The 23,790-nt window shown below is 38.7% G+C and carries 35 protein-coding genes, 1 tRNA gene and 2 rRNA genes; 37 read left to right on the forward strand and 1 reads right to left on the reverse strand.

Translation table 11 applies throughout. The features are described 5' to 3' along the window. Positions 1 to 142: 142 nt before the first annotated feature. The 36 genes from CLO1100_RS02115 (at position 143) to CLO1100_RS02290 (ending at position 22,139) form a co-directional block, all read left to right on the forward strand. Positions 143 to 219: transfer RNA gene (locus CLO1100_RS02115), tRNA-Ile, on the forward strand. Between the two features lie 517 nt (positions 220 to 736). Then, a 23S ribosomal RNA gene (locus CLO1100_RS02120) occupies positions 737 to 3,788 on the forward strand. Positions 3,789 to 3,904: 116 nt separating this feature from the next. Beyond that, a 5S ribosomal RNA gene (gene rrf / locus CLO1100_RS02125) occupies positions 3,905 to 4,021 on the forward strand. Positions 4,022 to 4,414: 393 nt separating this feature from the next. Beyond that, on the forward strand, positions 4,415 to 4,726 hold the full coding sequence (gene rpsJ / locus CLO1100_RS02130) for a 30S ribosomal protein S10 (RefSeq protein WP_004620876.1): 312 nt from the start codon (positions 4,415 to 4,417) through the stop codon (positions 4,724 to 4,726). A gap of 108 nt (positions 4,727 to 4,834) precedes the next feature. Continuing rightward, complete coding sequence (gene rplC / locus CLO1100_RS02135) at positions 4,835 to 5,473, forward strand: 50S ribosomal protein L3 (RefSeq protein WP_004620874.1); 639 nt, start codon at positions 4,835 to 4,837, stop codon at positions 5,471 to 5,473. Between the two features lie 24 nt (positions 5,474 to 5,497). Continuing rightward, a complete protein-coding gene (gene rplD / locus CLO1100_RS02140) occupies positions 5,498 to 6,121 on the forward strand; it encodes a 50S ribosomal protein L4 (RefSeq protein ID WP_014312117.1) in 624 nt (207 codons plus the stop codon). Then, on the forward strand, positions 6,121 to 6,474 hold the full coding sequence (gene rplW / locus CLO1100_RS02145; RefSeq protein WP_014312118.1) for a 50S ribosomal protein L23: 354 nt from the start codon (positions 6,121 to 6,123) through the stop codon (positions 6,472 to 6,474). The genes rplD and rplW overlap by 1 nt, the downstream gene beginning before the upstream one ends. 31 nt (positions 6,475 to 6,505) lie before the next feature. Next, on the forward strand, positions 6,506 to 7,339 hold the full coding sequence (rplB, locus tag CLO1100_RS02150) for a 50S ribosomal protein L2 (RefSeq protein WP_014312119.1): 834 nt from the start codon (positions 6,506 to 6,508) through the stop codon (positions 7,337 to 7,339). Between the two features lie 84 nt (positions 7,340 to 7,423). Beyond that, entirely contained in the window at positions 7,424 to 7,705 is a 282-nt protein-coding gene (gene rpsS / locus CLO1100_RS02155) for a 30S ribosomal protein S19 (protein WP_004620867.1), read from the forward strand. 106 nt (positions 7,706 to 7,811) lie between these two features. After that, entirely contained in the window at positions 7,812 to 8,234 is a 423-nt protein-coding gene (gene rplV, locus CLO1100_RS02160; protein WP_187288921.1) for a 50S ribosomal protein L22, read from the forward strand. 19 nt (positions 8,235 to 8,253) lie between these two features. Further along, positions 8,254 to 8,922 (forward strand): 30S ribosomal protein S3, encoded by a 669-nt coding sequence (rpsC, locus tag CLO1100_RS02165; protein ID WP_004620862.1) that lies wholly within the window; start codon positions 8,254 to 8,256, stop codon positions 8,920 to 8,922. Then, on the forward strand, positions 8,922 to 9,359 hold the full coding sequence (gene rplP / locus CLO1100_RS02170) for a 50S ribosomal protein L16 (protein WP_004620860.1): 438 nt from the start codon (positions 8,922 to 8,924) through the stop codon (positions 9,357 to 9,359). Before rpsC ends, rplP begins: the two co-directional genes overlap by 1 nt. After that, positions 9,349 to 9,549: a 50S ribosomal protein L29 gene (gene rpmC, locus CLO1100_RS02175; RefSeq protein ID WP_004620858.1), complete on the forward strand. Its 201-nt coding sequence runs from the start codon at positions 9,349 to 9,351 to the stop codon at positions 9,547 to 9,549. The genes rplP and rpmC overlap by 11 nt, the downstream gene beginning before the upstream one ends. Positions 9,550 to 9,669: 120 nt before the next feature. Then, complete coding sequence (gene rpsQ / locus CLO1100_RS02180) at positions 9,670 to 9,927, forward strand: 30S ribosomal protein S17 (protein ID WP_004620855.1); 258 nt, start codon at positions 9,670 to 9,672, stop codon at positions 9,925 to 9,927. A 43-nt stretch (positions 9,928 to 9,970) separates the two neighbouring features. Continuing rightward, positions 9,971 to 10,339, forward strand: a complete 369-nt coding sequence (gene rplN, locus CLO1100_RS02185) for a 50S ribosomal protein L14 (protein WP_004620853.1) — start codon at positions 9,971 to 9,973, stop codon at positions 10,337 to 10,339. An 18-nt stretch (positions 10,340 to 10,357) separates the two neighbouring features. Next, positions 10,358 to 10,708, forward strand: a complete 351-nt coding sequence (rplX, locus tag CLO1100_RS02190) for a 50S ribosomal protein L24 (RefSeq protein WP_014312120.1) — start codon at positions 10,358 to 10,360, stop codon at positions 10,706 to 10,708. 27 nt (positions 10,709 to 10,735) lie between these two features. Further along, positions 10,736 to 11,278: a 50S ribosomal protein L5 gene (gene rplE, locus CLO1100_RS02195; RefSeq protein ID WP_014312121.1), complete on the forward strand. Its 543-nt coding sequence runs from the start codon at positions 10,736 to 10,738 to the stop codon at positions 11,276 to 11,278. A 15-nt stretch (positions 11,279 to 11,293) separates the two neighbouring features. Further along, positions 11,294 to 11,479 carry a type Z 30S ribosomal protein S14 gene (locus tag CLO1100_RS02200; protein WP_004620848.1) on the forward strand — a complete coding sequence of 62 codons (186 nt, stop codon included), beginning with the start codon at positions 11,294 to 11,296 and terminating at the stop codon, positions 11,477 to 11,479. A gap of 24 nt (positions 11,480 to 11,503) precedes the next feature. Next, entirely contained in the window at positions 11,504 to 11,902 is a 399-nt protein-coding gene (rpsH, locus tag CLO1100_RS02205; RefSeq protein ID WP_014312122.1) for a 30S ribosomal protein S8, read from the forward strand. Between the two features lie 115 nt (positions 11,903 to 12,017). Further along, positions 12,018 to 12,569 (forward strand): 50S ribosomal protein L6, encoded by a 552-nt coding sequence (rplF, locus tag CLO1100_RS02210; protein ID WP_014312123.1) that lies wholly within the window; start codon positions 12,018 to 12,020, stop codon positions 12,567 to 12,569. Between the two features lie 17 nt (positions 12,570 to 12,586). Next, positions 12,587 to 12,955, forward strand: coding sequence for a 50S ribosomal protein L18 (gene rplR / locus CLO1100_RS02215; RefSeq protein ID WP_014312124.1), 369 nt, complete (start codon positions 12,587 to 12,589; stop codon positions 12,953 to 12,955). A gap of 18 nt (positions 12,956 to 12,973) precedes the next feature. After that, entirely contained in the window at positions 12,974 to 13,477 is a 504-nt protein-coding gene (gene rpsE / locus CLO1100_RS02220; RefSeq protein ID WP_014312125.1) for a 30S ribosomal protein S5, read from the forward strand. A 12-nt stretch (positions 13,478 to 13,489) separates the two neighbouring features. Continuing rightward, complete coding sequence (gene rpmD / locus CLO1100_RS02225; RefSeq protein WP_014312126.1) at positions 13,490 to 13,669, forward strand: 50S ribosomal protein L30; 180 nt, start codon at positions 13,490 to 13,492, stop codon at positions 13,667 to 13,669. Positions 13,670 to 13,683: 14 nt separating this feature from the next. Next, positions 13,684 to 14,127, forward strand: a complete 444-nt coding sequence (gene rplO / locus CLO1100_RS02230) for a 50S ribosomal protein L15 (RefSeq protein ID WP_014312127.1) — start codon at positions 13,684 to 13,686, stop codon at positions 14,125 to 14,127. 1 nt (position 14,128) lies between these two features. Then, positions 14,129 to 15,421, forward strand: coding sequence for a preprotein translocase subunit SecY (secY, locus tag CLO1100_RS02235; RefSeq protein WP_014312128.1), 1,293 nt, complete (start codon positions 14,129 to 14,131; stop codon positions 15,419 to 15,421). A gap of 100 nt (positions 15,422 to 15,521) precedes the next feature. Then, positions 15,522 to 16,166: an adenylate kinase gene (locus CLO1100_RS02240; RefSeq protein WP_014312129.1), complete on the forward strand. Its 645-nt coding sequence runs from the start codon at positions 15,522 to 15,524 to the stop codon at positions 16,164 to 16,166. Position 16,167: 1 nt separating this feature from the next. After that, positions 16,168 to 16,935, forward strand: a complete 768-nt coding sequence (gene map, locus CLO1100_RS02245; RefSeq protein ID WP_014312130.1) for a type I methionyl aminopeptidase — start codon at positions 16,168 to 16,170, stop codon at positions 16,933 to 16,935. A 107-nt stretch (positions 16,936 to 17,042) separates the two neighbouring features. Continuing rightward, entirely contained in the window at positions 17,043 to 17,324 is a 282-nt protein-coding gene (locus CLO1100_RS02250; RefSeq protein WP_014312131.1) for a KOW domain-containing RNA-binding protein, read from the forward strand. A gap of 54 nt (positions 17,325 to 17,378) precedes the next feature. After that, positions 17,379 to 17,597, forward strand: a complete 219-nt coding sequence (gene infA, locus CLO1100_RS02255; RefSeq protein ID WP_004620820.1) for a translation initiation factor IF-1 — start codon at positions 17,379 to 17,381, stop codon at positions 17,595 to 17,597. A gap of 92 nt (positions 17,598 to 17,689) precedes the next feature. Continuing rightward, a complete protein-coding gene (gene rpmJ, locus CLO1100_RS02260; protein ID WP_004620818.1) occupies positions 17,690 to 17,803 on the forward strand; it encodes a 50S ribosomal protein L36 in 114 nt (37 codons plus the stop codon). A 233-nt stretch (positions 17,804 to 18,036) separates the two neighbouring features. Continuing rightward, the gene (gene rpsM, locus CLO1100_RS02265) at positions 18,037 to 18,405 is read left to right on the forward strand and encodes a 30S ribosomal protein S13 (protein ID WP_014312132.1); all 369 of its coding nucleotides are present in this window, start codon (positions 18,037 to 18,039) and stop codon (positions 18,403 to 18,405) included. A gap of 21 nt (positions 18,406 to 18,426) precedes the next feature. Next, positions 18,427 to 18,828, forward strand: coding sequence for a 30S ribosomal protein S11 (gene rpsK / locus CLO1100_RS02270; protein WP_014312133.1), 402 nt, complete (start codon positions 18,427 to 18,429; stop codon positions 18,826 to 18,828). A 30-nt stretch (positions 18,829 to 18,858) separates the two neighbouring features. After that, a complete protein-coding gene (gene rpsD / locus CLO1100_RS02275) occupies positions 18,859 to 19,485 on the forward strand; it encodes a 30S ribosomal protein S4 (protein ID WP_014312134.1) in 627 nt (208 codons plus the stop codon). Positions 19,486 to 19,607: 122 nt separating this feature from the next. Continuing rightward, on the forward strand, positions 19,608 to 20,555 hold the full coding sequence (locus tag CLO1100_RS02280; RefSeq protein WP_014312135.1) for a DNA-directed RNA polymerase subunit alpha: 948 nt from the start codon (positions 19,608 to 19,610) through the stop codon (positions 20,553 to 20,555). Between the two features lie 64 nt (positions 20,556 to 20,619). Next, positions 20,620 to 21,144, forward strand: a complete 525-nt coding sequence (locus CLO1100_RS02285) for a L17 family ribosomal protein (protein WP_014312136.1) — start codon at positions 20,620 to 20,622, stop codon at positions 21,142 to 21,144. 149 nt (positions 21,145 to 21,293) lie between these two features. Continuing rightward, a complete protein-coding gene (locus tag CLO1100_RS02290; protein ID WP_014312137.1) occupies positions 21,294 to 22,139 on the forward strand; it encodes an energy-coupling factor transporter ATPase in 846 nt (281 codons plus the stop codon). A 1-nt stretch (position 22,140) separates the two neighbouring features. Here the strand turns inward: CLO1100_RS02290 and CLO1100_RS02295 are convergent, their stop codons facing one another. Then, positions 22,141 to 22,737: a methyltransferase gene (locus CLO1100_RS02295; protein WP_014312138.1), complete on the reverse strand. Its 597-nt coding sequence runs from the start codon at positions 22,735 to 22,737 to the stop codon at positions 22,141 to 22,143. Between the two features lie 196 nt (positions 22,738 to 22,933). On the opposite strand from CLO1100_RS02295, the gene CLO1100_RS02300 reads away from it, so the two are divergent. Further along, on the forward strand, positions 22,934 to 23,776 hold the full coding sequence (locus CLO1100_RS02300; protein ID WP_014312139.1) for an energy-coupling factor transporter ATPase: 843 nt from the start codon (positions 22,934 to 22,936) through the stop codon (positions 23,774 to 23,776). Positions 23,777 to 23,790 lie beyond the last annotated feature (14 nt).

Consider the following 23,790-nt stretch of genomic DNA (forward strand, 5'->3'; position numbering starts at 1 on the left):
GGTCGAAGATAAATGACAGGAAGGCTTGAGCTAAGCTCGCTGGACTGAAAATCATTATCTTAGAGTTTCTTTACAATCACTGTTTAGTTTTCAAAGCCCATGTAACTATTGATAATAGTAATATGGTGTTTTAATTATTGATGGGCTCATAGCTCAGATGGTTAGAGCGCACGCCTGATAAGCGTGAGGTCGATGGTTCGATTCCATTTGAGCCCACCATACTAAACTGTAACAGTTTAGTATAAAATACCAGTTGACATGATAATTGAAACTGGTATAATAGGAACTCCGCAGTCAGTGTGGCAACACAAACAACTGCGAGGTTTGTACCTTGAGAACTGAATAATGTTATTCAAAGAATGCGTTTCAAACGAGAGTTTGAAATACGTTTTAAGAAGATGAGAAGACAAGAGATATATAATTAATTATGTATTTTCTGAAAAGTAATAAGGGTAACATGTGAAAAGGAGAAATCCTTTAAACACGTAAAGCAGTTTACGTTGGAAACATGCAACTCTTAGGAAACTAACTCATTGATAGGTTAAGACAATCACTTTAGTTCAATTACGATGTAATTGACATTGAGAATCTGATCAATCGAAGATATTCGATAAAAAATTGATAGAAGCAAGCAGTACAAGGAAGGCGACCGACGAGAAGCGGAGTTTACGGTGGTAAATGAGCATCGCAGGAGGGAAGCCTGACACAGTAATGCGAAGCTTATAGCAATTTTAGAGGTCAAGCTACTAAGAGCATAGGGTGAATGCCTTGGCACCAGAAGGCGATGAAGGACGTGACAAGCTGCGAAAAGCTACGGAGAGGCGCAAATAGCCATCGACCCGTAGATATCCGAATGGGGAAACCCGGCCGAGTTAAACACTCGGTCATCGTAACATGAATACATAGTGTTACGAAGGCAGACGTTGGGAACTGAAACATCTAAGTACCAACAGGAGTAGAAATCAAAAAGAGATTCCGTAAGTAGTGGCGAGCGAAAGCGGAAGAGCCCAAACCAAAAGATAGCAATATCTTTCGGGGTTGTGGACTAGCATAATGATCCTCAAGACATAGCAGAATGAGCAGCTGGAAAGCTGAGACCATAGAGGGTAAAAGTCCCGTAAGCGAAATGTTAAGAGGCAGGCTAGTATCCAGAGTACCACGAGGCACGTGAAACCTCGTGGGAAGCAGGGTGGACCACCATCCAAGGCTAAATACTAACTGGTGACCGATAGTGAAGCAGTACCGTGAGGGAAAGGTGAAAAGAACCCCGGGAGGGGAGTGAAAGAGAACCTGAAACCCTATGTTTACAAGCAGTTGAAGAGCGTTAAAGCTCGACAGCGTACTTTTTGTAGAACGGTCCGGCGAGTTATTGTATGCAGCAAGGTTAAGTACTAAAGGTACGGAGCCGAAGGGAAACCGAGTGTTAAAAGCGCGTCAAGTTGCATGCTATAGACCCGAAACCGGGTGACCTACCCATGGACAGGTTGAAGCGGGAGTAAAATCTCGTGGAGGACCGAACCACATGACCGTTGAAAAGGTCTGGGATGAGCTGTGGGTGGCGGAGAAATTCCAATCGAACTCGGAGATAGCTGGTTCTCCCCGAAATAGCTTTAGGGCTAGCCTCAAGGGAAAATCAAACGGAGGTAGAGCACTGAATGGGCTAGGGGCCTTACCGGGTTACCGAACCCTATCAAACTCCGAATGCCGTAATGATGTTACTTGGGAGTCAGACTATGAGAGATAAGTCCCATGGTCAAAAGGGAAACAGCCCAGACCATCAGCTAAGGTCCCAAAATCACAGTTAAGTGGAAAAGGATGTGGGCTTGCTAAGACAACTAGGATGTTGGCTTAGAAGCAGCCACTCATTCAAAGAGTGCGTAATAGCTCACTAGTCGAGTGAGCCTGCGCCGAAAATTACCGGGGCTAAACTGTGTACCGAAGCTATGGATCAGCGTACATCCAATAGTATTGCTAAATAAATTAAGAAGCGATGAGGTAATTTCACGAAATGTAACATATCAAAAATGATTCAAAACATTTCGTCAAATTCCCACAGCTAAACTTGTGCCATTAGCAGTAGTATTGGATGTACGAGGGTGGTAGGGGAGCTTACTGTTGTAGGTTGAAGCAAGATCGAAAGGACTTGTGGACGAAGCAGTAGTGAGAATGCCGGAATAAGTAGCGAGAGTAAAGTGAGAATCTTTACCGTCGAAAACCTAAGGTTTCCTGGGGAAGGTTCGTCCGCCCAGGGTAAGTCTGGACCTAAGCTGAGGCCGAAAGGCGTAAGTGATGGACAACAGGTTGAAATTCCTGTACTACCGTTAATCGATATGAGAGAGGTGGGGACGCAGGAGGATAAGTCAAGCGATCAGCTGGAAAAGATCGTGCAAGCGAGGTAGATAGTCCGGTAGGCAAATCCGCCGGATGTTTCGAAGACGTGATGCGGAGGGAAAACAAGTACCGAAGTGACAGATTCCACACTGACGAGAAAAACCACTATCCAGATTAAAGGTACCAGTACCGCAAACCGACACAGGTAGGTGAGGAGAGAATCCTAAGACGAGCGGGAGAAGCGTTGTTAAGGAACTCGGCAAATTGACCCCGTAAGTTAGCGAAAAGGGGTGCCTCAAGAGATTGAGGCCGCAGAGAATAGGCCCAAGCAACTGTTTATCAAAAACACAGGTCTCTGCTAAATCGAAAGATGAAGTATAGGGGCTGACGCCTGCCCGGTGCTGGAAGGTTACGGGAATTGCTTAGCGCAAGCGAAGGCATGAACTTAAGCCCCAGTAAACGGCGGCCGTAACTATAACGGTCCTAAGGTAGCGAAATTCCTTGTCAGGTAAGTTCTGACCCGCACGAATGGCGTAATGACTTGGGCACTGTCTCAACAACGTACCCGGCGAAATTGTAGTACTTGTGAAGATGCAAGTTACCCGCGACTAGACGGAAAGACCCCATGGAGCTTCACTGTAGCTTGATATTGGGTTTCGGTATTTTTTGTACAGGATAGGTGGGAGACTGAGAAGTGGTGGCGCCAGCCATCATGGAGTCGACGTTGGGATACCACTCTAAAAGTACTGGAACTCTAACCTGAGACCATAAGCTGGTCTAGGGACACTGTCAGGTGGGCAGTTTGACTGGGGCGGTCGCCTCCCAAAGAGTAACGGAGGCGTCCAAAGGTTACCTCAGCGCGGTTGGAAATCGCGCAACGAGTGCAAAGGCATAAGGTAGCCTGACTGCGAGAGAGACACCTCGAGCAGGTACGAAAGTAGGGCTTAGTGATCCGGTGGTATGAAAGTGGAATTGCCATCGCTCAACGGATAAAAGCTACCCTGGGGATAACAGGCTTATCTCCCCCAAGAGTCCACATCGACGGGGAGGTTTGGCACCTCGATGTCGGCTCATCGCATCCTGGAGCTGTAGCAGGTTCCAAGGGTTTGGCTGTTCGCCAATTAAAGCGGTACGCGAGCTGGGTTCAGAACGTCGTGAGACAGTTCGGTCCCTATCTGTCGCGGGCGCAGGATATTTGAGAGGATCTGTCCTTAGTACGAGAGGACCGGGATGGACGAACCTCTAGTGCACCAGTTGTCATACCAATGGCACAGCTGGGTAGCCAAGTTCGGCAGGGATAAACGCTGAAGGCATCTAAGCGTGAAACCCACCTCAAGATGAGATATCCCACTAGCAATAGGTAAGACCCCATGTAGACTACATGGTTGATAGGTCAGGAGTGTAAGCATAGTAATGTGTTAAGCTGACTGATACTAATAGGTCGAGGGTTTGACCCAAAGAAAACAGGTATTCAAAAGTAAAAGGTCTTAAAACTAGACAATGAGAGAGCTTCACATCTTCTTAAAAGGATAACATTAATCAGTTCTGAAGGTACAAAGTACCTAATAAATCTTCTGGTGGAAATGACGAGATGGCCACACCCGTTCCCATACCGAACACGGCAGTTAAGCATCTCAGTGCCGATAATACTTGGCTGGAAACGGCCCGGGAAAGTAGGTCTCTGCCAGATTTATATGAAAACCTCAAGCTCATAGCTTGAGGTTTTTTTACATAATCAAAAAAATGTGCAAGTAAAGTAAAAATATATTTTAAAACCACTTGCAAATATAAAAAATATGTAGTAAAATATTGAATGTTGTGGCGTGGCATACGATGACGCAGGAGATTGCTATTCATAGAAATAGGTAACTTTTGCTGAGAATGTCCGATTCAAGAAACCGGGCGACAAGTCACTGTACATTTTGAAGTGTAATATAATCGCTTTAAATGCCCAGGTTAAGTTTGTCCAATTAGGATAAGAACGATCCTGGGTTTTTATATAAAACGTTATGAAACACCCGGCATAGTGTACAGACAAAACTTGTTGTACGTGACAAAATCCAACGTACGAGGAGGTTTATGTATGTCAAACAAACAGAAAATACGTATCAGACTAAAGGCGTTCGATCATCAGGTGCTTGATCAGTCAGCTGAGAAGATCGTTGAAACTGCTAAGAGGACAGGCGCAAAGGTTTCAGGACCTGTACCGCTTCCTACTGAGAAAGAGATTATTACAATCTTAAGAGCTCCACATAAATACAAGGACTCAAGAGAGCAGTTTGAAATGAGAACTCATAAAAGATTGATAGATGTAGTTCTACCAACGCCAAAGACTGTTGACGCATTAATGAGGCTGGATCTTCCAGCGGGTGTAGACATTGAGATTAAATTATAATTTCAATATTTGAAAGTAATAAATGTCAAGCTAGTCTACAATGTTAAGTGTTAGTAGTAGGTCATGTTCATAGAAAATATGAACCAATAACCATAGGAGGTAATTTTAATGAAAAAAGCAATGTTAGGTAAGAAAATTGGAATGACTCAAATATTTGATGAAAATGGTTTGGTTATACCAGTTACAGTTGTAGAAGCAGGCCCATTAACAGTTGTTCAGAAGAAGACTGTTGAAACTGACGGATATAATGCTTTAAAAGTTGGATATCAAAAGGTTGCGGAAAAGAAACTTAGCAAACCTGCTTTAGGTCAGTTCAGCAAGACTAAGCTTGCTCCAATGAAGTATCTTAGAGAGTTCAGACTGGAAGATATATCAAGCTATGAAGTCGGTCAGGAAATTAAGGCTGAGGATATGTTCCAATCTGGAGATAAAATAGACGTAAGTGGCCTTTCAAAGGGTAAAGGATTTCAGGGTACTATTAAGAGATACGGCCAAAAAGGTGGACCTAAAACTCACGGTTCAATGTACCACAGAAGAGTTGGTTCCATGAGTGCAAACACCAATCCGGCAAGAGTATTTAAGGGCAAGAAGTTACCAGGTCATATGGGTATGGACAACACTACAGTTCAAAATCTTGAAGTTGTTAGAGTTGATGCAGAAAGAAACCTTATTCTTGTAAAAGGTGCTCTTCCAGGACCTAAAGGTGGATTGCTTGTTATTAAAAGTACGGTTAAATCCGGTAAATAATAACGTGAAGGGAGGAAGTAACACATGCCAAAGGTTGATTTATATAACATGAAAGGTGAAGTAGTTGGAGATATTCAACTTTGCGATAATGTTTTCGGTGCAGAAGTAAATAATGAAGTACTTCACGCAGTAGTAGTAAATCAGTTAGCAAATAAAAGACAAGGTACTCAGTCGACAAAAACCAAAAGTGAAGTTAGAGGTGGCGGTAAGAAGCCATGGAGACAAAAGGGAACCGGTCGTGCAAGACAGGGTAGTATCCGTTCAGCACAGTGGATTAAAGGTGGTATAGTATTAGGACCTAAGCCACGTAGCTACAGATACACTATGCCAAAGAAAGTAAAGCGTATTGCTATGAAGTCAGCATTGACATCAAAGGTTTCAGGAAATGAAATTTTTGTACTGGATGCTTTGACATTGGAAGCAATTAAGACTAAGTCAATGGTAGGTGTGCTTAACAATTTGAAAGTTGATTCAAGTGCTTTGATAGTAATAGATTCAAAGAATGAAAACATTGTTAAGTCTGCTAGAAATATACCAGGAATAAAGACAGCATACGTAAATACTCTTAATGTATTTGATATATTGAAATATGATAAGTTTATTATAACTAAGGATGCTGTTGAAAAGGTTGAGGAGGTGTACGCATAATGAGATTGCCACAAGACATAATTATAAAGCCATATATAACTGAAAAAAGTAATATGGAAATAGGTGCTGGTAAGTACACTTTTATTGTTGATGTAAAATCAACAAAAACCGAAATAAAAAAGGCAGTTGAAGCATTATTCAGCGTTAAGGTATTACAAGTTAATACCATGAACTTTGAAGGTAAAATCAAGCGCACAGGTGTTCACGAAGGACCACGTCCAGCTTGGAAAAAGGCAATCGTTAAGATTGATACTGATCCAAAGCCTGTTGAATACTTAGCAAAGGGCGGCAAGACTGTAACAAATAATAAGAAATATAAAAATAGCATTGAAGAATTTGGCGTTGCTCAGTAATTAAGCCAGGTTATAAAAGGAGTGAGAAGAGATGGCATTAAAAAAGTATAGTCCTACTTCTCCATCCAGAAGGTTTATGACAGGAATGGATTATTCAGATTTATCGAAAGTTGAACCTGAAAAGTCATTACTGGAACCTCTGAAGAAAAATGGAGGAAGAAACTCTTATGGTAGGATTACTGTTCGTCATCAAGGCGGCGGTAACAGACAAAAATATAGAGTTATAGATTTTAAGAGAGACAAAGATGGAATCAAAGCAAAGGTTGCTACAATCGAGTATGATCCAAACAGGACTGCAAATATTGCGCTTCTTAACTATTTAGATGGTGAAAAGAGATATATTCTTGCACCAGTAGGATTAAGTGTTGGCGATATTGTTGAGTCAGGAGCATCTGCGGATATCAAACCAGGTAACGCACTTCCTCTTACAAATATCCCTGTAGGTTCATTAATTCATAATATTGAACTTAAGCCAGGTAAGGGTGGCCAGATGGTTAGAGCTGCAGGAAACTCTGCTCAATTGATGGCTAAAGAGGGCGAATATGCTCAGGTTAGACTTCCTTCAGGTGAAGTTCGTATGGTTAGAATCAATTGTAAAGCTACAATCGGACAGATTGGTAATCTTGAACACGAAAACGTGTCACTTGGTAAGGCTGGTAGAAAAAGATGGATGGGTATCAGACCTACAGTCCGCGGTGTTGTTATGAACCCGGTTGACCATCCTCACGGTGGTGGAGAAGGTAAATCACCTATCGGTAGACCAAGTCCTGTTACACCTTGGGGTAAACCAACTCTTGGCTTGAAGACTAGAAAGAAGAAAAACAAGTCAGATAAGTTTATTGTTAAGAGAAGAAATCAAAAGTAATATATCGGGATATTTGGAAGTAAGAGCGGTTTAACCGCTCCGCCAAATCCTACGAGATGGCGGCGAAGGGAGGATTTTAGAATAATGAGTAGATCAGTTAAAAAGGGACCTTACGTGCTTGATTCATTGCTTAAGAAGATTGAAGAAATGAATAAAGTAAATGATAAGAAAGTTATCAAGACCTGGTCAAGGGCTTCAACTATATTCCCTCAGATGGTTGGACACACAATTGCTGTTCATGATGGAAAGAAGCACGTTCCTGTATATATAACAGAAGAAATGGTTGGTCATAAGCTTGGTGAATTTGCACCAACAAGAACATACAAGGGACATGGCGGTAACGAGAAGTCTTCTTCTCTAAGGTAAAAGATTTTTTAAACTAAAAGTTTAAGATTAGAACTGAAAGGAGGCTATTCAGTTGGAGAAAAAAGTATTGTCCAAAGAGGAGCTATTAAAGAATAAAGATCAGATTTTGGCTGAACAAAATGCTAAGCATACTAAGTCAAATAAGCCTGCACTTCTTACTAAGAAAGAGAGAAAAGTTCTCGGAATCGGTAAAGATGAAGGAAGAGCAGTTTTAAAATATGCACGTATATCATCCAGAAAGGTTAAAATCGTACTGGATTTGATAAAAAATAAGGGTATAGATGAGGCTTATGGTATCCTCAAATTTACACCTAAGGCTGCATCAGAGGTTTTGTACAAGCTTCTTAAATCAGCAGAAGCAAATGCTGTTAACAATAATAGTTTGAATCATGATAACCTTTTTATTGCAGAAGCTTTTGCAACTCAAGGACCAACATTAAAGAGAATTATGCCACGTGCTCAAGGTAGAGCATTTAAAATTCAAAAAAGAACCAGCCATATAACATTGGTTGTAAAGGAAAGAGAATAAGCGAGAAGGAGGTTGAGTAATGGGCCAGAAAGTAAATCCTCATGGATTAAGAATTGGAATTATTAAAGATTGGGATACAAAATGGTATGCTAATGACAAATCTTTTAGCAGCTATCTTGTTGAAGATGTGAAAATAAGAAATTTCATAAAGAAGAAGCTTTATATTTCAGGCATTTCTAGAATTGAGATTGACCGTGCAGCAAATAAGGTCAAGATTAATGTAAATACTGCAAAGCCAGGACTTGTAATAGGCAAGGGTGGCCAAGGTATTGAAGAACTTAGAAAAGAAATAGAAAAAATGACAGGAAAGAGCGTTCTGATTAACATCACTGAGATTAAAGTTCCTGAAATGGATGCTCAGCTAGTTGCAGAGAACATCGCGTCACAGCTAGAAAAACGTATATCTTTCAGAAGAGCAATGAAGCAGGCTATGTCAAGAACAATGAAACTTGGTGCTAAGGGTATCAAGACTGCGTGTGCAGGTAGACTTGGTGGTGCAGAAATAGCAAGAACTGAGCATTATCATGACGGTACTATTCCACTTCAAACACTTCGTGCTGATATAGACTATGGTTTTGCCGAAGCAAACACAACTTATGGTAAAATTGGTGTCAAGGTATGGATATACAAAGGAGAAGTTCTTCCTGCTGTTAAGAGAGACAGAAAAGCGGAAGGAGGGGTTAAGTAATGTTAATGCCCAAAAGAGTAAAACATAGAAGGGTTCACAGAGGTAGAATGACCGGAAAAGCTACCAGAGGTAACTTTGTTAGCAATGGTGAGTTCGGAATTCAGGCTTTAGAACCTGCTTGGATAACAAGCAACCAAATTGAGGCTGCCAGAATAGCAATGACTCGTTTCATCAAGCGTGGCGGTAAGGTTTGGATTAAAATATTCCCGGATAAGCCGGTAACAAAGAAACCTGCTGAAACTCGTATGGGTAGTGGTAAAGGTTCACCGGAATATTGGGTTGCAGTAGTTAAACCTGGAAGAGTATTATTTGAAATTGCGGGAGTACCTGAAGAGACAGCTAGAGAGGCATTAAGACTCGCTATGCACAAGCTTCCGGTTAAATGTAAATTTGTAACCCGCGAGACAGAAATGGGTGGTGAAGCAAATGAAAGCTAGTGAAATCAGAGAAAAGGATATTGTTGAATTAAACAAGGAATTGGGCGAATTAAAGTCTGAACTCTTTAAGCTTAGATTTCAGCTTGCTACAAATCAGCTTGAGAACCCAATGAAACTTAAGGATGTTAAAAAATCCATTGCCAGAGTTAAAACAATAATAAGGGAAAAAGAGCTTAGCGATAACAAGTAATAGCTATTTGCTAAAGTAATTGAAAAACCTTAACCATAATGAATAACGTCAGTTATGTTCTTTGTAATACATCAACCGATAGTATCACAAAGACGAGTATTCGGAAGGAGGTAATTCCACTTGGTTGAAAGAGCTTTAAGAAAGACTAGGGTTGGCAAGGTTGTCAGCAATAAGATGGATAAAACTATTGTTGTTGCTATAGAAACTAGTGTAAAGCATCCGTTATACGGAAAAATTGTTAAGAGAACTTATAAGCTAAAGGCACATGATGAAGAAAACACATGCCAGATTGGTGATAAAGTTAAAGTAATGGAAACAAGGCCATTGAGTAAGGAAAAGAGATGGAGACTTGTTGAAATCGTTGAAAAGGCACAATAATATATGTGCAGTCTGAGCAGAAATTTTGGAAGGAGGTACCACTATGATTCAAGTTCAGTCTAGAATGAAAGTAGCTGATAATACCGGAGCTAAAGAACTTATGTGTATAAAAGTTCTTGGCGGTTCTTGGAGAAAGTATGCTAATATAGGTGATGTTATAGTAGCTTCTGTTAAAAATGCAACACCCGGCGGTGTTGTAAAAAAAGGTGACGTTGTAAAATGCGTTATTGTACGCTCTAAGAAAGGCGTTAGAAGACCTGATGGATCTTACATCAGATTTGATGAAAATGCTGCAGTTATAATTAAAGACGATAAGAACCCAAGAGGAACTCGTATATTTGGACCTGTTGCAAGAGAATTAAGAGATAAAGATTTCATGAAGATTCTTTCTCTTGCACCAGAAGTATTGTAAGGAAGGAGGCGGCTTAATTTGGCAAACAAAGTTCATGTAAAAAAGAGTGATACAGTTCTTGTGCTTTCAGGAAAAGATAGAGGCAAGAAGGGCAAGGTATTAAGCGTAAATCCTTCTACTAATCAAGTACTTGTTGAAGGTGTAAATATGTCAACAAAGCACAAAAAGCCTAGAGGAAAATATCAACAAGGTGGCATTATCCATCAGGAGTCACATATCGACAGTTCAAATGTTATGCTGGTTTGTGATAAATGTGGAAAGCCTACCAAAGTTGCAAAGAAAGTTCTCGACAATGGGCAGAAGGCTAGAGCTTGTAAGAACTGTAACGAAATTATTGATATAGTATTAGATAAAAACAAAGACGGTTAATAGTACTGCCGAAAGGAGGTATAGCACATGGCAAGGTTAAAAGATAAATATCTTAGTGAAGCAGTTCCTGCTTTGAAAGAAAAGTTTAAATATAGCAGTAACATGCAGATTCCAAAGCTTGAGAAAATAGTTCTTAACATGGGAGTCGGAGAAGTAAAAGACAACCCAAAGGCTATGGATTCAGCAGTAAATGATATGACATTGATTACCGGACAAAAGCCGATTGTAACCAAGGCTAAAAAGTCAGTAGCGGCATTTAAGTTGAGACAGGGAATGAATATTGGCTGTAAGGTCACATTAAGAGGCGCGAGAATGTATGAATTCGTTGATAAGCTCTTTAATGTAGCCATTCCTAGAGTAAGAGACTTCAGAGGTCTTTCTAACAACTCATTTGACGGTAGAGGAAATTACTCTATGGGTGTCAAGGACCAGTTAATATTCCCTGAAATTGAATATGACAAGGTTGATAAGTTAAGAGGAATGGATATCGTTTTTGTAACTACGGCTAAGAGTGATGAAGAAGCTAAAGAGCTTTTAAAATTACTTGGTATGCCATTCAGCCAGAGCTAAGGAGGGATTGAAGGCATGGCAAAGAAATCTATGATTATAAAGCAACAGCGTACACCCAAGTTTAGTACAAGGGCTTACAATAGATGTAAAATATGTGGAAGACCACACGCATACATTAGAAAATTTGGAATTTGCCGTTTATGCTTTAGACAATTAGCGTACAAAGGTCAAATACCTGGCGTTAAAAAAGCAAGCTGGTAATATCATTGGAAGGAGGTTAAACATATGCAAATTACTGATGCAATAGCTGATATGTTAACCAGAATAAGAAATGCAGGTTCTGCTAAACATGAATCAGTTGATATACCCGCTTCCAACCTCAAGAGGTCTATAGCAAACATTTTGCTGGAAGAAGGATATATTAAGAATTTTGAAGAAATTAGTGACGGTAAGCAGGGCGTACTTAGAGTTAGCTTAAAGTACACCAATAATAAGCAAAACGTTATAACTGGAATAAAGAGAATTAGTAAGCCTGGTTTGAGAGTATATGCTGGAAAGGACGAACTACCTAAGGTATTGGGTGGACTCGGTATCGCAGTAATCTCAACATCAAAGGGAATAATGACTGACAGGAAAGCCAGAGTAGAAGGTATAGGCGGAGAAGTTCTGGCATTTGTTTGGTAAGTTATAAATCCTCAGGTAAAGTATTTTCAAATTCTTATTTAAGAATTTGAAAATACTCTAAGGTCTGAAAAGGGCACTAAATGGCCCATAATTTTAAGAACTGGAGGTATACGACATGTCAAGAATAGGAAAGTTGCCAATAGCTGTTCCAAAGGGAGTAACAATTAAACTAGACGGCGACAATTTATTGACTGTAAAAGGTACAAAAGGAACTCTTACAAAGCAGTTCCACAAGGATATGATTATTAAGGTTGAGGCTGATCAGATAGTAGTTGAAAGACCATCTGATTTAAAAATGCACAAATCACTACATGGTTTAACAAGAACACTTATTAACAATATGGTGGAAGGTGTTACCAATGGATATCAGAAGGCTCTTGATATCAACGGTGTTGGTTACAGAGCGCAGAAGCAGGGTAAGAAGTTGGTTTTAACACTCGGTTATTCACATCCTGTTGAGATGGAAGATCCTGAAGGCATTGCAACTGAAGTTCCTGCACCTAACAAGATAATTGTTAAGGGAATTGACAAGCAGGTAGTTGGAGAAGTAGCTGCTAAGATTCGTGAAAAGAGACCTCCTGAGCCTTATAAGGGAAAAGGTATCAAATACGAAACTGAAGTTATAAGACGTAAAGAAGGTAAGACTGGTGGCAAGGGTAAAAAGTAGAAAGGAGATGAGAGTAAATGATTAATAAGACAAATAGAAACGAAGTAAGACTCAGAAAGCATCTGAGAGTACGCAAAAAGATTACTGGAACTGTTGAGCGTCCAAGAATGAACGTTTTTAGAAGTTTAAACAACATTTATGTTCAGATAATCGATGATACAACCGGTAATACTCTTGTATCCGCTTCAACCCTTGATGCCGCATTAAAAGAAAAAGTTGCTAACGGCGGAAACAAGGAAGCAGCTAAAGAGGTTGGAAAATTAATAGCTTCTAAGGCTATTGACAAGGGTATAAAGAAAGTTGTATTTGATAGAGGCGGATATATCTATCATGGAAGAGTTAAAGAGCTTGCTGACGCTGCTAGAGAAGCAGGCTTGGATTTTTAAGGAGAAGGAGGGGAATACATGCAACGAATTGATGCCAGCACTTTAGGAGAGCTTAAAGAGAAAGTTGTTAATATAGGACGTGTAACAAAGGTTGTTAAAGGTGGTAGAAATTTTCGTTTCAGTGCGTTAGTAGTAGTAGGAGACGAAAACGGCTATGTTGGAAGTGGAATGGGTAAAGCTGCTGAAATACCTGAAGCTATTCGTAAAGGTATTGAAGATGCTAAGAAGAACCTGATTAAAGTTCCGCTTGTTGATACAACAATTCCACACGAAGCAATTGGAGTGTTTGGAGCAGGTAAAGTATTACTTAAACCTGCTGGACAAGGTACCGGAGTTATTGCCGGCGGGCCTGTAAGAGCCGTACTTGAACTTGCAGGAATTCGTGATATAAGAACGAAGTCATTGGGCTCAAACAACCCAATTAATATGGTTAATGCAACTATTGAAGGTCTTGCTCAGTTAAAGACAGCTGAAGAAGTTGCTAGACTTCGCGGAAAAACAGCAGAAGAGATTCTGGGCTAGGGGGGACATTAAATGGCTAAGTTAAAGATAACTCTAAAGAAGAGCACAAATAAGGCTGTTAAGAGTCAGGCTGCAACTGTTAAAGCTCTTGGTTTGGGTAAAATCGGAACTACAGTTGAACAAAATGACAACCCTCAAATTAGAGGAATGATTAGAAAAGTATCACATCTTGTTTGTGTAGAAGAAATATAAGGGAGGTGTAGTCAATGAAATTATTTGAATTACAGCCTGCTCCTGGATCAAAAAAGCTACCTAATAGAAAAGGTAGAGGTATAGGCAGTGGTAACGGTAAAACCGGTGGTAAGGGTCACAAAGGACAAAATGCCCGTGCCGGCGGTGGTGTTAGACCAGGTTTTGAAGGTGGTCAAATGCCTTTATATATGAGATTACCAAAAAGGGGATTTAATAACTACGAGTTTGCTAAAAAGTATACTGAAGTTAACGTATCTGATTTGAATATTTTTGATGAAGGTACAGTTGTAACTGAAGAACTTCTTAAATCTTCCGGCCTTGCTAAAAAGATTATAGACGGAGTAGCAATTTTAGGTAACGGAGAGTTAACTAAAAAGTTAACAGTTCAAGCGACTAAATTTACAAAAACAGCTACTGAAAAGATAGAAGCTGCGGGAGGAAAGGTCGAGGTGGTATAACGTGAGTGGAATGATGGATACACTTAAGAATTCCTGGAAGATTCCTGATTTAAAGAAAAAGATATTAATAACTATTGGCCTTCTCCTAATTTTTAGATTAGGATCCAGAATCCCTGTTCCTGGACTGAACCCTGATTGGTTTGCACAGCTTATCTCAAAGGGTGGACAGTTGTTTAACTTTATTGATATCATTGGTGGTGGATCCTTTAAGAATGCAACTATATTTGCAATGAGTATAACACCATATATCAATGCATCAATTATTATGCAGTTGTTAACGATTGCTATTCCTAAACTGGAACAGTTATCAAAGGAAGGCGAAGAGGGCAGGAAAAAGATAGGTCAATGGATAAGATATGCAACAGTAATTTTGGCATTCTTACAGGCTACAGCCATTACTATTGGTCTAAGAGGTGCTCTTATTTCAGGACTTAACGTTATAACCTTCATTACAGTAACACTTACACTTACTGCCGGAACAGCATTTTTGATGTGGCTTGGTGAACAAATCACTGAGTACGGTATTGGAAACGGTATTTCAATGTTGATTTTTGCAGGTATATTGTCAGCTGGTCCTACAGGGGCTAACTATATTATAAAGAACTACACTTTGGGTAACTTAGGAAGTGGTGCAATAGGTATTTTAGCAATATTAGGAATACTTGTTGTATTCGTTGCTGTTATTACTTGTGTTGTTTGGGTTAATCAGGCTGAGCGTCGTATACCTGTACAATATGCTAAAAGAGTTGTTGGTAGAAAGGTTTATGGAGGACAAAGTACTCATTTACCTATAAAGGTAAACTGGGCTGGAGTTATTCCTATAATCTTTGCAATGTCTATCATGATGCTTCCTTCAACAATTGTTGGTTTTGCAAGACCTAATGCAACTGGCGGATTTGCTGGATTTATAAAGAATTGGTCAGGTCATTGGTCTTATGCAATACTTTATGCATTATTAATTATCGGATTTACATTCTTCTATACTTATGTTCAGTTCAATCCAATTGAACTGGCTAATAACATGAAGAAGAATGGTGGATTTATACCTGGTATAAGACCTGGTAAGCCGACTTCCGAATATATTGCAAAGGTATTGAACAGGATAACCTGGTTTGGTGCATTGTTCCTTGCTCTTATAACGATATTCCCATATATCATTGGTTGGATTACAGGAGTACAAGGAGTTTGGTTTGCAGGAACAAGCGTTCTGATCTTGGTTGGTGTTGCAATTGATACCGTAAGACAAATCGAGTCACAAATGCTTATGAGACACTATAAAGGATTCTTGGAATAAGGTCCTTTCAAATTAGATTAGTTAGCAAATGGTTTGGGGTTTATGATACGTCATAAGCCCTAAACTTAATGTTATGAGTAATTGTAAAGAGGTGACAATAATGAGGATCATATTATTAGGAGCTCCCGGAGCTGGAAAGGGAACTCAAGCAAAAATTATTTCTGAAAAACTCACTATTCCGCATATTTCAACCGGTGATATTTTCAGAGCAAACATAAAAGGAAATACTCCTCTTGGACAAAAGGCAAAAGAATATATGGACAAAGGAGAACTTGTACCGGACGAATTGACTGTGGAAATAGTAAAGGACAGATTGGGAAATGCCGACTGTGCAAACGGATTTATTTTGGATGGCTTCCCAAGAACAATTCCTCAAGCCGAATATCTTGATAAAGTATTGGTACAAATGAATATTAATCTGGACGTAGCTATTTTAATAGATGTAAAAGATGAAGATATTATACAAAGAATGTCCGGAAGACGTGTGTGTACAAACTGTGGTGCAACATATAATGTTGTATTCAATCCTACAAAAGAAGAAGGAATATGTGATGTTTGCAAATCTCCTGTTATTCAAAGAGCTGATGATGCTGCAGAAACAGTATTGAACAGACTTGAAACATATCATAAGCAAACACAGCCACTTATCAATTATTATGAAAATGCTGGCAAGCTAAAAATAGCTGTAGGTGCCGGAGAAGTAGAAGAAACATCACAACGTGTAATGAAAGTTTTAGGTATTTAAAATGTATACTATAAAATCACAATCTGAAATTGAAAAGATGAAAAAAGCTGGGGAGATTTTATATGAAACTCTTCAACTAATAAAGAAAAATACTGTACCGGGTGTTACCACAAAGGAATTGGACAGAATTGCTGAAGAGTATATTACAAAGAATCATGCAATACCTTCTTTTAAAGGATATGATGTTGGTGTTCCTGGAATGGCTCCTTTTCCCGGCAGTATATGCGCATCTGTCAATGAGGAAGTGGTTCATGGGATACCAAGTTTAAAGCCTTTAAAAGATGGCGATATTATCAGTATAGATGTTGGTGTGTATTTAAACGGATATCATGCGGATGCAGCAAGGACCTTTGCCGTAGGAAATATAACTGCTGAAGCACAAAGACTTATTGATGAAACGCGTCAGAGTTTCTTTGAAGGATTAAAACAAATGGTTATAGGCAATCACATAAGAAATATATCAGAAGCTATTCAAAATCATGTTGAGAGTAAGGGCTTTTCGGTTGTAAGAGATTTTGTAGGGCACGGTATTGGAAGAGATTTACATGAGATGCCTGATATACCTAATTACGTTACAAAGAGAAGAGGCCCACGGCTTGAAAGCGGGATGACGATAGCTGTTGAGCCAATGATTAATGCAGGTAGCTATAGTGTAAAAGTTTTAGAAAACAGATGGACTGTTGTAACAACTGACAAATCGCTTTCTGCACACTATGAGAATACAGTAGCAATTACTAACGACGGACCGGTTATACTGACAAGGTTCTAATAAATATTTTAGATATTTTTATAAATTGTATTGTTATAATTTTAGTTTTCCTGTATAATTTATATTTGGTTTGACTGTGTAAATTTTATGCTTAGAGGTGAATTACATTGAATGTAGTCCTGGGACAGGTTGTACTTTCTAAAGCAGGGCGGGACGCAGGAAGAATATTTGTAGTGACAGGTTTGATTGATGATAGTTATGTACTCATCAGTGATGGAAGCTCCAGAAGATTGGAGAATCCTAAAAAAAAGAAGTTGAGACACCTGATTGTTACAAACAATGTTATCGAAGCTATTGCACAGAAAATTTCTTCAGGAGAAAAATGCACAAATGCCGAGGTAAGGAAGGCACTTGTTGAATATAATGTACCTGTTGACAGTAAAGTTTAGTTAAGAGCAATGAATTTATAAATGTATTATTTATCCTTTGGAGGAGGTGTTAGTTTGGCAAAAGATGATGTTATAGAGGTTGAAGGTACTGTTATTGAAGCATTGCCTAATGCTATGTTTCAGGTAGAGCTTGAGAACGGGCATAAGGTATTGGCTCACATTTCAGGTAAGCTCAGAATGAATTTTATAAGGATTCTTCCGGGAGATAAGGTAACCCTTGAATTGTCACCATACGACCTTACCAGAGGAAGGATAACTTGGAGAGCAAAATAATATATACCTAAAGGTATTATTTATTAATATAAAAGTATTACCCAATTAACTAATTAAGCAGATTTTTTTCTTATTATAAGGAGGATATAGCGATGAAAGTAAAACCATCAGTTAAGACTATATGCGAAAAGTGCAAAATTATTAAAAGAAAAGGCAGAGTAATGGTTATCTGCGAAAACCCAAAGCACAAGCAAAAACAGGGTTAATATTGGACCCACATCTATGTTTTATTTAATTTCGTAAAATCTCGGCAAGAAGCGGCTGAACAAAAGAATTTCCCGATTCATTGTTTTCTTGTTGACATTTTAAATATTTGACGATATCGTTTGGACATGAGCCTATGGGAATGGCATCGTTAAATTTCATGATCCAACGGTGGAGAATTAGTTTGAGTGCAGCAATTATGGCAGCACGAATTTTAATGGAGGTGTAAGTAAAGATGGCACGTATTGCCGGAGTAGATTTGCCCAGAGAAAAAAGGGTAGAAATTGGTCTCACTTATATTTACGGTATCGGAAGACCTAAGTCTAATGAAATTCTCGTTAAGACTGGCGTTAACCCTGATACTCGTGTTAGAGATCTCACTGATGATGAAATAAACAAAATCAGAGAAGTAATTGACAAAGAATACAAGGTTGAAGGTGACCTTAGAAGAGAAATAGCATTAAACATCAAGCGTCTTATTGAAATCGGATGCTACAGAGGAAGAAGACACAGAATGGGTCTTCCTGTAAGAGGACAGCGTACAAAGACAAATGCAAGGACTAGAAAAGGCCCTTCAAAGCCCGTTAGTGGCAAAAAGAAATAGTTAAAGGAGGTTTGCGAATAAATGGCAACGAAGACTGGTGCTAAAAGAACTACCAGAAAAAGAAGAGAACGTAAAAACATTGAACGTGGAGCTGCTCATATCCGTTCATCTTTTAATAATACAATTGTTACCTTGACAGACACTGCCGGAAATGCACTATCATGGGCAAGTGCAGGCGGACTTGGCTTCAGAGGTTCAAGAAAGAGCACACCATTTGCTGCACAGATGGCTGCTGAGACCGCTGCAAAAGCTGCAATGGAGCATGGACTTAAAACTGTTGAAGTATACGTAAAGGGACCTGGAGCAGGTAGAGAAGCCGCTATTAGAGCTTTGCAAGCTGCTGGACTTGAAGTAAGTCTTATAAAGGACGTTACACCAATTCCACACAATGGCTGCAGACCACCTAAGCGCAGAAGAGTATAATTGATAATTATTATGGAGGTGTTAACTTAGATGGCAAGATATACTGATGCATCTTGCAGACTCTGCAGAAGAGAAGGCGAAAAGCTTTTTCTAAAGGGCGAGAGATGCTATACTGATAAATGTTCTGTAGCAAGAAGACCTTATGCACCTGGACAACATGGACAGGCAAAGAAGAAGATGTCCGAATACGGCATACAGCTTCGTGAAAAGGCTAAGGTTAGAAGATTTTATGGCGTTTTGGAAGGCCAATTCAGTGAATACTTTGAAATGGCATCAAGACGTAAGGGTATAACAGGTGAAAACCTGCTTCAAATCCTTGAAACAAGACTTGACAACGTAGTATACAGACTTGGACTTGGTACTTCAAGACCTGAATCAAGACAGTTAGTTACACATGGTCATTTCACAATAAATGGTAAGCGTGTTAACATACCTTCATACCTTATAAAGGTTGGAGATGTTATAGCAGTAGCTGACAAGAGCAAGAGTTCACCAAAAGTTAAATCAATTAGAGAAATTGCCGGTGGAAAAGTAGTTCCAAAGTGGTTGGAATTTAATGAAGAAAACCTGGTAGGAAAAGTTGTTGCTCTTCCTGCAAGAGAAGACATTGATTTACCAATCAAGGAACACTTAATCGTAGAGTTGTACTCCAAGTAATATATATTAGATGGAATTATAACTTGGAAGCAACTGAAAGAATTATTTATAATTCTCTATGAAAAGTACGTTTAGAATCAGTTGCCCTCAAAAAATAAAAAGTTGTTAAGGGAGGGTTCTTGGTGATAGAAATAGAAAAGCCTAGAATTGAATGTGTATCAAATAGCGATGATAACACTTATGGCAAGTTTATAGTTGAGCCTTTGGAAAGAGGCTATGGTATTACCCTCGGTAATTCTTTAAGAAGAATATTACTTTCTTCATTACCCGGTGCTGCTGTCAATTCAATAAAGATTGATGGAGTATTGCATGAATTCTCCACAGTTCCAGGGGTAGTAGAAGATGTAACTGAGATAATACTCAACATCAAATCTCTTTCATTATTAATTCATGGCGAAGGATCAAAGGTTATTTATATCGATGCAAATGGAGAAGGGCCAATAACAGCTGGTGACATTATCACTGATCAGGATGTAGAAATACTTAATCCTGACCTTCATATTGCAACATTGAATGGCGATCATAGATTCTACATGGAGATGGTAATCAGCAAAGGCAGAGGATATGTTTCTGCTGATAAGAATAAACAGGCTGGTCAACCTATAGGTGTGATTCCTGTTGATTCAATATATACACCCGTCAAGAAAGTAAATTACACTGTTGAAAATACACGTGTTGGTCAGATTACTGATTATGATAAGCTGACGCTGGAAGTATGGACTGACGGAAGTATTAATCCTGATGAAGCTATTAGTCTCGGAGCTAAAATACTTAGTGAGCATTTAAATCTGTTTGTAGATTTGTCTGATCAGGCTAAACATACTGAGATTATGGTTGAAAAGGAAGAAACCAAAAAAGAGAAAGTTCTTGAAATGACTATTGAAGAGCTTGATTTATCAGTTAGATCATATAACTGTTTAAAGAGAGCAGGAATCAATACTGTAGAGGATCTTACCAACAGAACCGAAGAGGATATGATGAAGGTAAGAAACCTTGGAAGAAAATCTCTTGAAGAGGTTCTCCAGAAACTTCAGGCACTTGGATTGTTCTTAGCACCAAGTGAAGAATAATTGTTATAAAAATTAGACGCTAATTATATAGTAGTGTAAAATACGAGGCAAGGAGGGATAGGTAATGCCAGGTCAAAGAAAGTTGGGGCGTGCAACAGACCAGAGAAAGGCAATTTTAAAGAATCTTACAACAGCTTTATTTGTAAGTGGTAGAATTGAAACTACCGAGGCAAGAGCCAAGGAAGTTAAAAGTATAGCAGAAAAACTTATCACTTTAGCAATCAAGGAAGCAGATAACTTTACTTCAAAGCAGATTAAGGTTAGTGCTGCAAAAGTTGATAGCAAAGGAAAGAAGCTTACCGATACTAAAACATCAAAGAATGGTAAGAAGTATTTTGTAGTAGACAGAGAGCAAAAGACAGATATGGTATCTGTTGATAGTGCTTCAAGACTACATGCTAGAAGACTTATAATGAACTGGGTATATAGACCAACAACTGCTGATGGAGAGAATATCAACATCACAGATAAGCTTTTTGATGAAATAGCTCCTAAATACAAGGACAAAAAAGGCGGTTACACCAGAATCTATAAGCTCGGACCTAGAAGAGGCGATGCTGCAGAGATGGTAATACTTGAATTGGTTTAATATACTTAAATATCTGTATCAACATATATCTAAGTGATTATTATGTGGGGATTAAACAGTAAAAATGTTTAATCCCTATATTTATATACTTTGATAGAAATAAAATAACTGTATAAAATATAGAGGGTTGCTATTTGGGAGGCTTTTCAATGAGTAATAATATGTTCGAAATTGAAAACGTCAGTTTTTCATATAAATCATATGGAGAAGTAAATATTGATATTCCTGCATTGGAACATGTAAGTACTACAATAGAAAAGGGTGATTTTGTAGTAATTTTAGGAAGAAACGGATCGGGAAAGTCAACATTTGCAAGGCTTCTTAACGCTCTTTTGATGCCTGTTGAAGGCAGGGTTATTGTTTTAGGTAAAAATACCGCTGATGAAAACAATTTATGGGATATTAGAAGCACTGCAGGAATGGTGTTTCAAAATCCGGATAACCAAATAATAGCTACAACTGTTGAAGAGGATGTAGCATTCGGACCGGAAAATCTGGGTATAGAACCTTCGGAAATAAGAAAAAGGGTTGATGACTCACTACAGACAGTGGGGATTGGAGATTATAAGAAAAGTGCACCTCATATGCTGTCGGGAGGGCAGAAGCAGAGAGTTGCTATTGCGGGTATCCTTGCTATGAAGCCGGAATGTATTATTCTTGATGAAGCTACCTCAATGCTTGATCCTATAGGGCGAAAAGAAGTTATAAATGTTCTAAAAAAACTTAATAAAGAAGAGGGTATTACTATAATACACATAACCCACCATATGGACGAAGCAGCAATTGCAAACAGACTTATAATTATAGATAATGGAAGTATTGTTCTGGACGGGACTCCTAAAGAAGTGTTTAGTAATGTTGATACAGTAAAAAACCTGGGACTAGATGTTCCGCAGGTTACTGAACTAACTTATCGTCTTAAAGAGTATGGTATTAATGTTGATAAACTACCGTTGACAGTAGAAGAAGCTTTTGAAATTTTAAAGGAAATATAACTTATTTCTTAATTGATTTATATACTCTTACCCCGCCGCTTTTGTCTACATCAGAGACATTACCAAAAGTTGTTTCCATAACCTTTTTTAATGTGGAACCACCCTTATTATGAAATGCTACAAGCCATAATGCACCATTTTTTGAAAGGTGTTCGTAGGATTCGGTTATCAATCTGGTGTTCAATTCTTTACCGGCGGCTATTGGAGGATTTGATATTATATCATCAAAGGTTCTTTCTTCAAGAGAACTAAAAAGATTACTGTTTAATGCTTCAATGGAAAGGTTGTTATTTGCGGCATTTTTTTTGGTATATTCCAACGCTCTATTATTAACGTCTATCATTGTAATGTTTTGCTGAGGAAATATGCTCTTAATAAAAAGTCCTATAGCTCCGTATCCGCAACCGATATCAAGTACTGACAAGCCACTAGGAGTAAAATTTTTAATTAGATTTTCTGAGGCTCGGTCTATTTTAGTTTCAAAGGAAAAAACACCGCTTACGGAGGTAAAAGTAAGGGAAGAACCGCATAGACTCTCTGTAAAGGTTTTTTCTTTTATTTCAGATTCAGGGTTTTCAGTAAAATAGTGTTGACTCATTTAGTTTAACAACCTCCGTAACTTATAATAATAAATATTATAATATATAATTGTAGATATTTCATTCATCAAGATGAATATTAAATATATAGTTTTAGTGGTGAAGCGGTAAAATGCTTAACCCTTCACTAATATAACTCATTTATGGTATTATAGTTTGTAATGTTATAAGATAATTTAACCACAGGAGTAGGACATGCCAATAAAAGTTGAAGATTTATATTATACTTACATGGGAGGCGGACCTTTCGAAAAAAATGCCATCCATGACGTAAATATTGAAATAGATGATGGATCGTTTATAGGAATTATTGGTCACACAGGTTCCGGAAAATCTACATTAATACAGCATTTGAACGGTATTTTAAAGCCCACAAAAGGCCGTGTTGTAATTAACGGGATTGACACCAAGCAAAAGAACCTGAAAGAATTAAGACGCCAAGTGGGAATTGTATTTCAGTACCCGGAACATCAGCTTTTTGAAGAGACCGTAAAAAAGGATATATCCTTTGGATTATTGAAACAAGGGCTTTTGCAGAGCGATATTGATGAAAGAGTAATGGCGGCGATACAATCGGTGGGACTTGATGAGGCTGTTCTTGAGAAATCGCCTTTTGAACTTTCCGGAGGCCAGAAAAGAAGGGTCGCAATTGCAGGGGTTGTAGCAATGACTCCTCAGATTCTGGTATTGGATGAGCCTACGGCAGGGCTCGACCCCAAGGGAAGAGATGAAATATTCGGCTATATAACTAAATTGCATAAAGATTCGAACATGACCATTATTCTTGTTTCACACAGTATGGAGGATATTGCAAGACTAACGGAGAGGGTAATTGTCATGAATGAAGGTACCGTATTCATGGACAAACCTTCAAAAGAGATATACTCACAGCCTGAAGAATTAGAGAAAATAGGCCTTTCAGCTCCTCAGGTAACATACCTGATGAAAAAGCTTAAAGCCGTTTATCCCGGAATAAATGAGAATATATTTACAGTAGAAGATGCAGCTAAAGAGTTGGCAAAGTATTTGAACCATTAGAAGGCTAGTGGAAG

The organism is Clostridium sp. BNL1100 (assembly GCF_000244875.1).
Taxonomy (GTDB): Bacteria; Bacillota; Clostridia; order Acetivibrionales; family DSM-1351; genus Ruminiclostridium.